Raw genomic sequence first — 13,051 nt, 5'->3', positions numbered from 1 at the left:
ATTTTTAAAGTTTCAAAAATTCCACTCTCCTGTTATTAGCCTTGCCTTGTGGCGTATCATTTTTATCCACGGGCTGGCTTTCGCCTTTGCCTTCTGTAGTCATTCTTTCAGCAGCTATTCCAAAATCAGCAGAGAGTGTATTCTTTACACTTAAGGCACGTTTCTCTGAGAGCGTTTGGTTTGCGGCATCCGCACCGTCGGCGTCTGTGTGGCCTATGATTTTTACTTTTACGGTTGGGTTCTCTTTTAGCACTTGGGCTATTTCTTTTAGCGTACCTTCTGAACTAGCTTTGATGCGGTCTGAGTTTACGTCAAACAAGATTCCTGTGGTAGAGAATCGCCCTTCGGTAATGAGTTTGGAGCGGGTATCAGGTGCCCCCACCGCATAGCGTACATTAGAAACCATGTACTCGTCTTTGTTTTCTTGCTCTGAAAAGTTCATATAATTTGAACCTAGCTTAAAGGCATTGTATTTAAGATTTGGATCAAAAGCCTTAGGGATATCAAGCACCTTTACCTCGTTGACGTATATTCGCAACCTGCTTTTTTGTCTCCAAATTGAAAAATGAACTTTGCTAGGCTCTTCATTACTTTCGCCTTTACAAGCCAAACTTTTGATAACTAAACTTTCATTCTTATTTACAACTTCGCCATTTTCGTAAACCTGGAAGCCTGCGAATTCAGTGCCACCGCCCCAATTAAAATAAAAACCATTGCTGATATATTTTTCAGTAAACTCACTTTTAGGGTTCTGACTAGCATAAATAAAAAAATTGTAATTGAGTAAATTATTGCTGCGAAAACGAGTAAAAATATCGTATTCCAAAGTGAAATTTTCTGGCATATCTTTTACAAAATCTGGCTGAAAAAAGCCGTCTTGTGACATAAAAAGCCATTTTTCAGGACTATCATTAAACGTGATGATTTCGGCTGCTGAGTTGGTATTCCAGGCTAAAGGAAAATCACCAACTGCGGTCTCTGAGAAGTCATCAAATCCAATGACTTTTTCTCCTGCCACAAAGTCAAACTTTGAATTGGCCGAAAACTTTACCTTCGTAGGTTCATCTTTTGTGCCTTTGCTTGTGTTTTTAGGAGTATTGTCACCTTCGTTTGTAGACCAGCCAGAAGATTCGGGTTCAGTAGCCGGATTATTAGTTTCAGCAGTTTTGGGCTTCTCTTCTTTTACAGGTTTTTCTTTTTTCTTAAAAATATTCCCAATTCCCTCCTCTACTTTATCGAGTCCCTTGTCTATATTTCTATCTATCGCATTGTTAGTGCGGTCTGTGGCTTTACGCTGAACAGTTTCTTTGGGTTTAATTATTTGAGCATTTGCGATTAAGCTAATGCTTAGCAAAATGGGTATGATTAGATTTTTCATGTTTAAAAATTGTTTAATTACTGCTTAGTGTCTATATCTAAAAAAAGTAAACTGGATTTTTATATTTTTTTATTTGGACTCTGTTTGGGTGTTTTCCAACAAACTCAATAAACCCGAAAGTCTTCTCCGCGAAATGCTCGCCCGCAAGTTGTATTTAAGAATTACTTCCGAACTCGTGACATTTTGGCAATAGTCGAGATTGACAATACACGAGCGATGTGTACGATAAAAAGAAAACGGTTCAAAGATGCCTTCGCACTGTTTGAGGGTTTTGGCTAGAATAAAGTTCTTGCCATTTTTCAGATAAAAAATAGAGTAGTTTACGTCTGCTTCTACCTTAATAATGTCTTCTGGTCTGGCTTTTTTTAAGCCCCTCACATTCTTAAATTGATATTTCATTTTAATACGTTTTTATATTAGTTCTGAAAAATCAAAAAAGTAAACCTTCAAAAAATAAAATTATTTGTATGTTTACTTTTAAACAGTTTTAATACTAACTATCCAAAGTGACTGAATTACAGAAATTAAAACAAAAGGACCCCAAAACCATCGAGAAGCTGTATTTGGAAAACAAAAGTGCGTTTTTAAGTTTCGCGGCTAAATTTAAAATCGACCCAGACGAACTCCTCGATATTTATCAAGATGCTTTTGTGGCATTGGTAGAAAATGCAGCTAAAGGAAAGTTAGATGATTTGAAATCGGAGATAAAAACCTACCTTTTTTCTATAGGCAAATACATGGTGTATGCTCGTTTTAAAAAAGACAAATCGGCCAATATCGATATAGAGAAACTGCCCGAAAACTTTGAATGGGAAACCATCGACCAAACTGAAGATTTGTTGGAAGTATTGGAGAAAAAACTTAGTCAGATTGGAGAGCAATGTTATAAAATCTTAAAGATGTTTTATTACGAAAATCTCAAACTCGATGATATTTTGGAAGTACTTCCCTATCAGTCAAAAGATGTGCTCAAAAGCCAAAAATCGAGATGTTTAAAACAATTAAAAGAGCTGATTTTAAAAAAATGAAATGAAAGAATTAATAGATAAATATTTTGAGAATACCCTTTCAGATGTGGAGAAAATCGCGTTTGAAAACTCTCTCGCAAACAATCAGGAATTCAGAGAAGAATTTGAATTTCAAAACAAAGCTCAAAAAGCCATTCATTTAAAAGAAAGGAATGAGCTAAAACTTACTTTAAAACAAATAGAAGCAAAACATACCAAAAGTGATCTAAAGATTATCAAGAAAACCATTTGGCCATATGTGGCAGCTGCCATGATTTTAATATTGGGAACTGTTGGTTTATATCATTTCTACGGCTCAAATTCTGATAATCGGACTTTATATGCAAGTTATTATCAAACCTATCCAAATGTGGTTTCGCCAATTGTTAGGGGAGAAAATAACCAATCCAATTCGCAGGAGGCGTTTAATGCTTATGAAGCAAATAATTTTGAAGCTGCGTCTTTATTATTTCACCAAATAAAAGACAAAGAATACGCCAGATTTTATGAAGCGGTTTGCTATTTAGAATTAGATAAAACCGAAAAGGCTATTGACGTTTTTAATCAAAATACCTTTACTGACGAGCCTATTCCATTCGAAACCTATAGAAAGTGGTATTTAGCATTAGCCTATTTAAAAATAGATAAAAAAGAGGCTGCAAAACCACTGCTTCTAGAATTAATAAAAACCGAAAATAGCCAAAAACTACAGGCCGAAGAACTATTAAATAAGCTCTGATTTTTTCATTTTTCTAAAATAAAAGAATCCAAAAACCAAAAACATTGCCAGTAGACCTGCCAATATATACCACCTACATTGGCTTTCTTGAGAGAGTGGACTCACATCGCCGTTGATGATAAAACCTGACCAATAGTAAGGATGGCTTTTCAGTGGATTTTTATTGATAAATAACCGTTTTGCTTTTACGAGAGCCAAATCTTTCGAGATGCCTTCATTCAGAAACTCATAAAAATAAGACATCAATTCCGAGGTTTCCTTGTCTGGCACTTGCCAAAGGCTATGCACGGTAGACTTTACGCCGGCATAGTTTAAGGCCCTCGAAATACTCATTAAGCCTTCACCACTTAGGTATTCGCCTACACCTGTGTTGCACGCACTTAGCACCACCATTTCTGAAGGAAAGTGCAGGGCATACAATTCATAAAAATGAAGCTTTTCGTTATTTTGGAAAATCAAACTTGAGTGCTCATAATCTTGTTCGTCAAGGGTAGAATGCATAGCCAAATGATGCACATTGCTATTTCCAAGTGTGTGTAAAAAATTCTCTTTCGTGGCATTTTTGTTAATAAAAAGCGAAGTATTACTAAAGATAGATGCAATCTTGTTTAATTCTGCACCAGTGTAAATCAAGTTACCATTTGTTGACCTAGTGATGCCTATTCCATCTTTATATTTTGGAGCAAAACCAGTTAAAAATTTATTGAACGTAGGTTTGTGACTTAGGGTAATATTTTGTGAAAACTTTAGCGAATTTGCATAGGATACTATGTGATTCATAGCAAACGGAAAACCTTTGGCGTCAATCAATGTTTCAAAAGGGCAATAATTTAAGAAATCTTCAGGTATAAATATTACAGAACTTTGTGAGCTAAAAGTAATTGGTTTCAAAAGGAAATCATAAAGTCGCTTGCCGTTTGTTTTGTAGGCAAAATCTATATTTGAAATCTGTTTGTGATACGTTTTACTCAGATTTTCAATTTCCTTCCTTTTACCCAAATAATTAATATCCACATTGTTTGGTGTAATAGTTGTGGCAAAAACAGAACTGTCTGTCACATAATATTTCACCAAAACCTTATTGGCTTCAAGTGTTAGCTGCAGGTTTTTTACATCAAAATCGGCAGATTGAAAGTTGTTATAATTAGGATATTTAACGGCTATTTCTTTATCAATGCTATTAAGTTTGGCGTTTAAATCTTTTTCCCGTTGAATCTCTGCTTTGTTTTTCTCCTCTTTTTTACTCAAAAAACTTAGTTCAATAACCGCTTCATTCCGTTGGTTTATTATTTCTTTCGAGAGGTTCATATTATTAGAATACTTCGCCAAAAACTGTTTCCAAAGATGCTGAGAACTAATATTTTCAATACTGTTTATGCTTGCTTTTAGAAATTCTTTATCGCTGGGGTTTTGCAAAGCCGAGTACAAAAGGCCTTCTTTGATGTTGTTTAACTGCCTTTCCAAATCAGGATTAAAAAAACCTTTTTGATAATAGTCTTTAAACATTTCTGCCGCCAACTTATACAGGTTTCTGATAACTTTCAAATCCTCTTTTGACTTACCATTTTTATCATAAATTCGGCGATACGCCAAACCCGAATGAATAAAAATATTGATATAAGACGAATTGCTTATGTCGCCGAAGTCTTTGATTTTGATTTTTTCTAGCGGAATATTCTTATCAAATTCTGTAAAATACACTTCTTTTACTGCTGCTTTTGCGTCTTCAAAACGCCCTAAATTCGCCAGATTTTCGGCCTTTAAAGTTAACAATGTCAAATAACTCGACTTATAACCCAAAATTTCTAAATAGTCCAACGCTTTTTGATTGTGAATGAGCGACTTTTTGTAATCATACTTATAATAATAGAGCATAGCACGATTGGCCGATACCTTCATTTTGTAAAAGTCTTCGTTTGTTAAACTTTCCAATATTTTATTATAAGCCAAAGATTTGTCAGATTGCTCATTATTGTAAAACGTGTAGGAAGCACTATCGTATGAAGAAAGCAACACCCGTCTCTCCTTATCTACCCATTCCTTTGGAGCCTTTGCAAATAGCTGTTCTTGAGCATTTAAGTGGTACAATATTTTGGCTTCATCATAAAATAAATCATAATATCGCAAAGAAGAAAGATGGTACATAGCACGAGCATTGTAAGTATCAAAAAGGCTAAGATCTTTGTAGTTTTTTTTGTTTAGTGGATTTAAGTACTTGCTCATGTATGCATCGAAAAGCTTCTGATATTCAGCTGCTTTTTTCCTATCGCCGTATTCTATTGCACTAAAAATGGCGTCATTATAAGCCAATGAAACAATTGCGGCGTCGGCAGAGTAGTATTTGGTCCAAATTTGTAGTGCTTTTTCAAAGGTAGGAATCAGCTCCTTTTCGGTGTTGGCATAATCGTAGGCCATCGCAAGGTCATTATAAGCCAAAGCCGTAGCGTAATGATTCGCCCAGCCATTTGTTTCAAAACCTTTAATCGCTTTTCTTAAATGAGTAATAGCTCCAAAATAGTTTTTAGCCGATGCATAAGTTTGCCCAATATTTAATTCTAATTCGGCTGCTTTTAGTGACTTAGAAGAAACCTTTTTAAGAGCTTGATTAAATAATGAAATAGCTTCGTCAAACTTTTCTTCTGCACTTAAAGCATTGGCTTTTAGCCGATCTATTTCAATTTCAACTTGTTTTTTTTCAGAATGCGAAAGTGAGTTGTAATACTTTAGAATAGATTTATTTAAAAGACCGGCTTTGTCATTATCCAATTGTTTCTCTAATTGGTTCATTTCGGCGATATCTAAATATACCTTGGCTACACGAAACTGACTTGAGTTTTTTGGAAGGGCATCTAATATTTTTTTTCTATAAAATATTTCTTCTTTAAAATACCCACAACTGCTCAAACTGTCTGCTTTTTTTTGAAAGTCAGCTTGTCCAAAAGCTTGTAGACCATAAATAAATATAAATAGTATACTAAAAGTCGATTTTTGCAGGGTTTTCATGAATTTCCTTTAGTTAGGGAATACAAAATAACTCAACAAACCGCCCAAAGTTTTACACTAAATTCATTTTTTATTTTACGGTAAAAATAAGGCTAGTAATAGAATATTTTCATTTTTCAAATTTCAATTTCATTGTGTTTTTCCCCACAATTCTGCCCATGTCTTGGCCCCTGTCTAATGCAGGTCTAAAATGAATTCCTCCATAAAGTCGTGAGATGCTTGTTTCGTTAGCTGCGGTCCAAAAACTTGAAAAAACTCGCGGTGCCCCTACCCAATATTTTGAATAATCGGTAAAAGAAATACTATCGCCCAATGTTTCTGTCAAAATAGTAGCCATAGCTGCTGACTGCACCGAGTGCCCAGAAGGAAACTCAGGAAACGGTGGTGTAAGCAAAACAGGCTCCCATTGGCTATCAATGTATCGTTTTATATAAGCTATCGGGCGTATCAAATTGTATTTATATTTGCCTTTCCAAGCACATATCAAGGCATCGTTTAGCCCAATACCCAGACGGGCATAAAGCTGAGCACTTTTTTCGAGAGAAACGGGCTGATTTCTTAATACCTGAGTTAAAATAGATACTGAATGACCTACGGCTGTATATGTATATGTAGCGGCATCGTCCCAAAAATTTGCAATCAAATGCTCTTCAGAACCTGGAACAACCTTTTTTGACGTGTTATAAACTTCTAGTGCAGAAGCGTAAAATTTAGAATCTTTGTATTTTGAAAACTCAAAGTCTGGTTTTATATCAAAATCAGAATTGTTTTCTGCCAAAAATGTCCGATTCTTATCCCACGAAGGATGCAATGGACCTGTGTTTTCAAGGTCTGCCACCCTATTTATTTCAAAACATGATTCACACGCCGGAAGTCTATAATTCATATCGTAACTTCTAAACATCTCAGTTTTGGCTCCGTCAGAATCCGAATATTTAAGAATCATATCGGCCACTGAAATACCATAATTTACAGATTTCATTACCGTCATCGGCGTTTTTCCTCTTGATAAATTACTCTCTGTGGAGTCTTTTAATGCCATCACTTTTTCCATCCACACAAATGGTGCAGCTATAAAAAGTTTGTCTACCATTCTATACATGGCGGCATTCATAGCCAGCGGTGCAGAGAAATTACTCGAATCCATTTCAAACTCTTTGGGCCTTTTATACCCTTGCAGCTGCCCCGAAAGACTCTGTAGATTTGGATATCCGGGCAAAATCGCTTCATAAGCCGCTAAATTCGTGTAAGCCAAACTTCTTGCAGCCACATTGGGCGTATAACCCGTGGTTTGTTCTAATAAATCCAATATCAAAACGTGCCATTTCACTTGCAAATCAGAGGTGCTTAAATCGTAGTTTTTTGCTGGCAATGAATTCTCAAAGAGAATGAGCTGCGTTGTGTTTCCTTCTTGAAATTCTCTTCGCTGTGGCAACTGTCCAAATGCGGTAAATGCACACAACAACATTAAAATTGTTTTTTTCATCCTTTTGATTTTATCCTACCTCAAAAATAGCTTACTTTGAAAAAATAAACATATCGCCTAATTTAGGCAATACTACTTAAAAACTGCTTTATGCGACCAAAAAAATTGTTTTTACTTGATGCCATGGCATTAATATATAGAGCACATTTTGCCTTTATCAAAAACCCAAGAATAACCTCAAAAGGAGTAAACACAAGTGCAGTATTTGGCTTTACAAATACACTTTTAGAGGTAATAAAAAAAGAAAAACCTACACACATAGCCGTATGTTTTGATACCAAGGCTCCTACTTTCAGACATGTAGAATTTCCTGAATACAAAGCCAATAGAGAAGCCCAACCCGAGGATATATCAGTAGCTATTCCGCTTGTAAAGCAACTTGTAAAAGCCATGAACATTCCTTTGTTAGAATTAGATGGTTTTGAGGCGGATGACATTATTGGAACTATTGCTAAGAAAGCTCCCAAAGACGAATTTGATGTATATATGTATACCCCAGATAAGGACTACGGACAGTTAGTAGATGAACACATATTTCTCTACAAACCTGCTTTTATGGGAAACAGCATAGAGGTGCAAGGCGTAGCTGAAATTTTAGCCAAATGGGATGTAGAACGAATAGACCAAGTGATAGATATGCTTGGCCTTATGGGCGACAAAGTGGATAATATACCTGGAATACCAGGAGTAGGAGAAAAAACTGCTTGTAAACTTTTAAAAGAATATGGTTCGGTAGAAGGTATTCTGGAAAATGCCGATAAGATTCCAAATAAAATAGGCGAGAAAATAAGGGAAGGAAAAGAAAGTGCTATACTGTCTAAACATTTGGCTAGAATTGATATTAACGTTCCGGTCGATTTTGTTGAAGAAGATTTAATTATATCTGACCCTGATAATGAGCTACTTTCGAGTATTTTAGATGAGTTAGAATTTAGAACACTTAAAACAAGGATATTAGGAACACCAAAAGATGCGGCCGGCAATCCGGCTCCAACCGAGGCAAAGCCAAAACCTAAGGCTGACATGAATCAAATGTCGCTTTTTGGAGCAGAAACCAATACGGAGCCGGATTATGAAGAGCCAAAAGAAAAAGATTCAATCAAAACTGTAGTGCATGAATATCACCTCATAGAAGGAAAAGAAGCAAGACAAGAACTTATGGAGTATCTCTTGGTACAAGACGAAATCTGTTTTGATACCGAAACCACAGATGTAGACGCTACTGATGCCGAAATAGTTGGCTTGTCTTTTTCATATAGAGCTAAAGAAGGTTTCTATGTGCCTATTCCGCCTAAAAAAGAGGAGGCTCAAGCAGTAATGGAAGAGTTTAGGGTTGTTTTTGAAAATGATAAAATCAAAAAAATAGCACAAAACCTTAAATACGACATGACCATTTTAGCCAATTATGATATTGAGCTAAAAGGAGAATTGTACGACACCATGCTCGCTCATTATATCATTGAGCCCGAGCAAAGACACGGCATGGATTACTTGGCTAATATCTACCTTAACTACGAGCCGGTAAGTATAGAGGAATTGATTGGAAAAAAAGGTAAAAATCAAGGCAATATGCGTGATGTGCCACATGAGCTAATCAAAGAATATGCCTCAGAGGATGCCGATATCACGTTTCAACTTAAGCAGGTTTTAGACCTAGAACTAAAAAAAACAGGTCAAGAAGAGTTGCTGCATACAGTGGAAGTTCCACTTGTGAGTGTATTGAGCTCTATGGAGCGTGAAGGTGTAAAACTGGATGTGATGGCATTGGCCGAACTATCAGAAACACTTCAGAAAGATCTGGTAAAAGCTCAGTCATACATTTTCGAAATAGCAGGTGTAGAGTTTAATGTAGGTTCTCCTAAGCAACTCGGTGAGGTCTTGTTTGAACATATGAAAATTGACGATAAACCTAAAAAGACACCTTCGGGTCAATATGCCACGGGCGAAGATATTTTATCCAACTACGAAGCCGAACACGAAATTGTAAAGAAGATACTTGACTTTAGAGAACTTAGTAAACTAAAAAGCACCTATGTAGATGCTTTACCATTACTAATATCTAAAAAAACGGGACGTATTCATACCTCATATAACCAAGCCGTTGCGGCTACGGGTCGTTTGAGTAGTACAAATCCCAACCTTCAAAATATACCGATAAGAACCGAAAGAGGTCGAGAAATAAGAAAAGCGTTTATTCCGAGAGATGAAAATCATTTGATACTATCTGCCGATTATTCGCAGATAGAACTTCGTATTATGGCTTCATTTAGTGGAGATGAAAGTATGATCGAGGCATTTAATAATGACATCGACATTCACTCTACTACAGCGGCAAAGGTATTCAGTGTGGACCTTGCTGATGTGGACTCAGACATGCGTAGAAAGGCCAAAATGGTCAACTTTGGTATTATTTACGGTATTTCTGCTTTTGGATTAGGGCAGCGGTTGGGCATACCAAGAGGCGAAGCTAAAGAAATTATCGATTCTTACTTTTTACAATTCCCCAAAGTGAAAACTTTTATGGATGATTGTGTTAACAAAGCAAGAGAGATGGAATATGTAGAGACGATTTTGGGTAGAAGGAGATATTTGAAAGATATAAATTCAAGAAACCAAACGAACCGTGGTTTTGCCGAAAGAAACGCAATAAACGCCCCTATTCAAGGCTCAGCTGCTGATATGATCAAAGTGGCGATGATAAACATCCACGATTTCATGAAAAAAGAAAAAATGAAATCTAAGATGATTCTTCAGGTACATGATGAATTGGTTTTTGATGCACATAAGTCAGAAATTGATTTCTTAAAAGAAAAAACACACGAGTTTATGGTCAATGCCATCAAAATGAACGTTAAAATAGACACAGGTATCGGTATTGGTAATAACTGGCTAGAGGCTCATTAATTAAAAATAACATTTTCAACAATAAAACCGGTAATATAAAATGAAAGAAGTATTTATAGTTGCAGCAAAAAGAACTCCGCTAGGTAGTTTTGGAGGTGTATTTGCTAATACATCAGCCGTAGAACTAGGAGCCACAGCCGTGAAAGCCGCAGTAGCTCAGTCAGGAATTGAAGGTTCACAAGTAGACGAATTGTTTTTCGGAAGTGTGGTACAAGCCAATTTGGGCCAAGCCCCTGCTACGCAAGTTTTGTTAAAGGCTGGATTGCCAAACAACGTTCCGGCTATGCTTATTAACAAAGTATGTGCATCTGGAATGAAAGCCACCATGCACGCCGCTCAGAGTATCCAATTGGGTCAAAACGAAGTAGTGGTTTCTGGTGGAATGGAAAACATGTCACAGATTCCTTTTTATTTAGAAAAAGCCAGATATGGTTATGGTTTTGGAAACGGACAATTGATAGATGGACTAGCCAAAGATGGTTTAACTGACGTGTACGCACAAGCTGTTATGGGGTGCTTTGCAGATGCCACGGCTACTAAGTTTAACTTGACCCGCGAGCAGCAAGATGCATTTGCCAAAGAATCTTATAAAAAAGTAGCGGCCCATACCGAAAACGGTGATTTTGCAGTAGAAATATCTCCCGTGACTTTAAAAGATAGAAAAGGAAACGAAACGATAGTAGATACTGACGAAGAGTTTAAGAAGGTTATATTTGAAAAAATCCCAACGCTTAAGCCGGTATTTACAAAAGACGGAACGGTTACGGCGGCAAATGCCTCAACCATAAATGATGGAGCTGCAGCTTTGGTATTGGTTTCGAAAGAATATGCAGAGAAAAATAACCTGAAGCCTTTGGCTAAAATTATTTCTTATGGAGATGGAGCTCGCGAGCCAGAATGGTTTACAATTGCCCCTATAATTGCGGCTGAAAAAGCTTTAGAAAGAGCCAACCTCAAAATTTCAGACATTGACTTCTTTGAGGTTAATGAAGCTTTTGCAGCCGTGCCGATGGCTTTTGCTCAAAACTTCGGCATCAGCAGCGAAAAACTAAATGTATACGGTGGAGCAGTAGCCATGGGGCATCCACTTGGTTGCTCAGGTGCAAGAATAATTGTAACGTTATTAAACGTTCTTCAGAAAAATAAAGGAAAATATGGAATGGCGGCTATCTGTAACGGCGGCGGCGGTGCCAGTGCCATGATAATAGAAAATTTACAAGATTAAATACGAAAGAAGGACCAAGTTTAGGCTTGGTCCTTTATATTTTTGAGACGAATAGTCACTGCGTTTTTATGGGCATCAAGTTGTTCGGCTTCAGCCATGATTTCAACTATTGGCCCAAGTTTCTCTAATCCCGCTTTACTGATTTTCTGGTAGGTAATTTTCTTTACAAAACTGTCTAAAGATACTCCGCTGTAGGCTCTTGCATAACCATTTGTAGGCAGTGTATGGTTGGTACCTGATGCGTAATCTCCACAAGATTCTGGCGTGTAATCACCCAAAAATATTGATCCCGCGTTAACAATATTTGCTGCAACTTCTTCCGGGTTTTCTATCGACAATATTAAATGCTCAGCTGCATATTCATTTAGTAAATACGTAGCCTCATCCAAATCTTTTACCAATATCGCCTTTGAGTTTTCAAGAGCTTTGGCTGCCAACTCTTTTCTCGGAAGAAACGCTAATTGAAGCTTAACTTCCTCTATAGTTTTAAGAATTATGTCTTTGTCTGTACCCACCAATAGCACTTGACTGTCTGCTCCATGTTCTGCTTGCGAAAGAAGATCAGAGGCTATAAATGCAGCATTGGCTCTGTGGTCTGCCAAAACGGCCACTTCAGATGGGCCAGCTGGCATATCTATCGCTACGCCCATTTGACTTACTATTTGCTTAGCGGCAGTTACATATTGATTTCCTGGGCCGAAGATCTTATAAACAGCAGGTACGGTTTCTGTACCAACAGCCATAGCGGCTACGGCCTGTGCCCCTCCTATTCTGTAAGCTTCGGTTATTCCACATTTTTGAGCAGCGTAATAGATGGCAGGGTGGTTACTTGGCGAACAAAGTACTATTTGCTGACAACCGGCTATTTGGGCCGGAATGGCCAACATCAAAACCGTAGAAAACAAAGGTGCAGAGCCACCCGGTATGTAAATTCCTACTTTCTGAATACCCACGCTTTTTCTCCAACAAAATACGCCAGGCATAGTTTCTACTTGTGCTTCTTCTACTTGCTGAGCTTTATGAAAAACCGAAATGTTTTCATAGGCCTGATCTATGGCGTTTTTTAATTCAACACTTATTTGATTTTCTGCATCACGAAGTTCGGCATCTGTGACTTTAAAATCATTCAACAGAATATTATCAAAATCTAAAGCGAACTTGCGAAGGGCTTCATCGCCTTTTTGGGCTACTTCATCTATAATGGGCCTCACTCGCATTTCTATTTCTGCAAAAGAAAGCGTTGGTCGAGCCAAAAGTGCTTTATATTGACCGCGAGAAGGATATTCGTAAATATTCATTTTCTAATTTT

General features: G+C 37.0%; 9 protein-coding genes. 4 read left to right on the top strand and 5 right to left on the bottom strand.

The window, feature by feature from the left end; all coding sequences use genetic code 11:
* Positions 1–4: 4 nt before the first annotated feature.
* Positions 5–1,378: an OmpA family protein gene (locus ACFOOI_RS03415; protein ID WP_379835077.1), complete on the bottom strand. Its 1,374-nt coding sequence runs from the start codon at positions 1,376–1,378 to the stop codon at positions 5–7.
* A gap of 69 nt (positions 1,379–1,447) precedes the next feature.
* Positions 1,448–1,777, bottom strand: coding sequence for a LytTR family transcriptional regulator DNA-binding domain-containing protein (locus ACFOOI_RS03410; protein WP_379835074.1), 330 nt, complete (start codon positions 1,775–1,777; stop codon positions 1,448–1,450).
* A gap of 107 nt (positions 1,778–1,884) precedes the next feature.
* On the opposite strand from ACFOOI_RS03410, the gene ACFOOI_RS03405 reads away from it, so the two are divergent.
* Together ACFOOI_RS03405 and ACFOOI_RS03400 are read left to right on the top strand one after the other, a co-directional pair.
* The gene (locus ACFOOI_RS03405; protein ID WP_379835072.1) at positions 1,885–2,406 is read left to right on the top strand and encodes an RNA polymerase sigma factor; all 522 of its coding nucleotides are present in this window, start codon (positions 1,885–1,887) and stop codon (positions 2,404–2,406) included.
* Between the two features lies 1 nt (position 2,407).
* Positions 2,408–3,124, top strand: a complete 717-nt coding sequence (locus tag ACFOOI_RS03400; RefSeq protein WP_379835070.1) for a tetratricopeptide repeat protein — start codon at positions 2,408–2,410, stop codon at positions 3,122–3,124.
* On the opposite strand, the gene ACFOOI_RS03395 is transcribed toward ACFOOI_RS03400, so the two are convergent.
* Positions 3,110–6,127: a CHAT domain-containing protein gene (locus ACFOOI_RS03395; protein ID WP_379835068.1), complete on the bottom strand. Its 3,018-nt coding sequence runs from the start codon at positions 6,125–6,127 to the stop codon at positions 3,110–3,112. The genes ACFOOI_RS03400 and ACFOOI_RS03395 overlap by 15 nt on opposite strands.
* 109 nt (positions 6,128–6,236) lie before the next feature.
* The gene (locus tag ACFOOI_RS03390; RefSeq protein ID WP_379835066.1) at positions 6,237–7,613 is read right to left on the bottom strand and encodes a vanadium-dependent haloperoxidase; all 1,377 of its coding nucleotides are present in this window, start codon (positions 7,611–7,613) and stop codon (positions 6,237–6,239) included.
* A 90-nt stretch (positions 7,614–7,703) separates the two neighbouring features.
* Here ACFOOI_RS03390 and polA point away from each other — a divergent pair, with 90 nt between their 5' ends.
* Positions 7,704–10,517 carry a DNA polymerase I gene (gene polA, locus ACFOOI_RS03385; RefSeq protein ID WP_379835064.1) on the top strand — a complete coding sequence of 938 codons (2,814 nt, stop codon included), beginning with the start codon at positions 7,704–7,706 and terminating at the stop codon, positions 10,515–10,517.
* Between the two features lie 40 nt (positions 10,518–10,557).
* The gene (locus ACFOOI_RS03380) at positions 10,558–11,742 is read left to right on the top strand and encodes a thiolase family protein (protein ID WP_379835062.1); all 1,185 of its coding nucleotides are present in this window, start codon (positions 10,558–10,560) and stop codon (positions 11,740–11,742) included.
* Positions 11,743–11,762: 20 nt separating this feature from the next.
* On the opposite strand, the gene hisD is transcribed toward ACFOOI_RS03380, so the two are convergent.
* Positions 11,763–13,040 carry a histidinol dehydrogenase gene (gene hisD, locus ACFOOI_RS03375; RefSeq protein WP_379835060.1) on the bottom strand — a complete coding sequence of 426 codons (1,278 nt, stop codon included), beginning with the start codon at positions 13,038–13,040 and terminating at the stop codon, positions 11,763–11,765.
* Between the last annotated feature and the right edge of the window lie 11 nt (positions 13,041–13,051).

The organism is Lacihabitans lacunae (genome assembly GCF_042649125.1).
GTDB classification, from domain to species: Bacteria; Bacteroidota; Bacteroidia; order Cytophagales; family Spirosomataceae; genus Leadbetterella; species Leadbetterella lacunae.
Note: the sequence above shows the minus strand (reverse complement) of the source record. Positions and strands in the feature narration are given on the sequence as shown.

Coding starts and splice junctions, on each gene's coding strand:
- ACFOOI_RS03415 (WP_379835077.1), bottom strand. CDS start 1,378: ATGAAAAATCTAATCATACCCATTTTGCTAAGCATTAGCTTAATCGCA.
- ACFOOI_RS03410 (WP_379835074.1), bottom strand. CDS start 1,777: ATGAAATATCAATTTAAGAATGTGAGGGGCTTAAAAAAAGCCAGACCA.
- ACFOOI_RS03400 (WP_379835070.1), top strand. CDS start 2,408: ATGAAAGAATTAATAGATAAATATTTTGAGAATACCCTTTCAGATGTG.
- ACFOOI_RS03395 (WP_379835068.1), bottom strand. CDS start 6,127: ATGAAAACCCTGCAAAAATCGACTTTTAGTATACTATTTATATTTATT.
- ACFOOI_RS03390 (WP_379835066.1), bottom strand. CDS start 7,613: ATGAAAAAAACAATTTTAATGTTGTTGTGTGCATTTACCGCATTTGGA.
- polA (WP_379835064.1), top strand. CDS start 7,704: ATGCGACCAAAAAAATTGTTTTTACTTGATGCCATGGCATTAATATAT.
- ACFOOI_RS03380 (WP_379835062.1), top strand. CDS start 10,558: ATGAAAGAAGTATTTATAGTTGCAGCAAAAAGAACTCCGCTAGGTAGT.
- hisD (WP_379835060.1), bottom strand. CDS start 13,040: ATGAATATTTACGAATATCCTTCTCGCGGTCAATATAAAGCACTTTTG.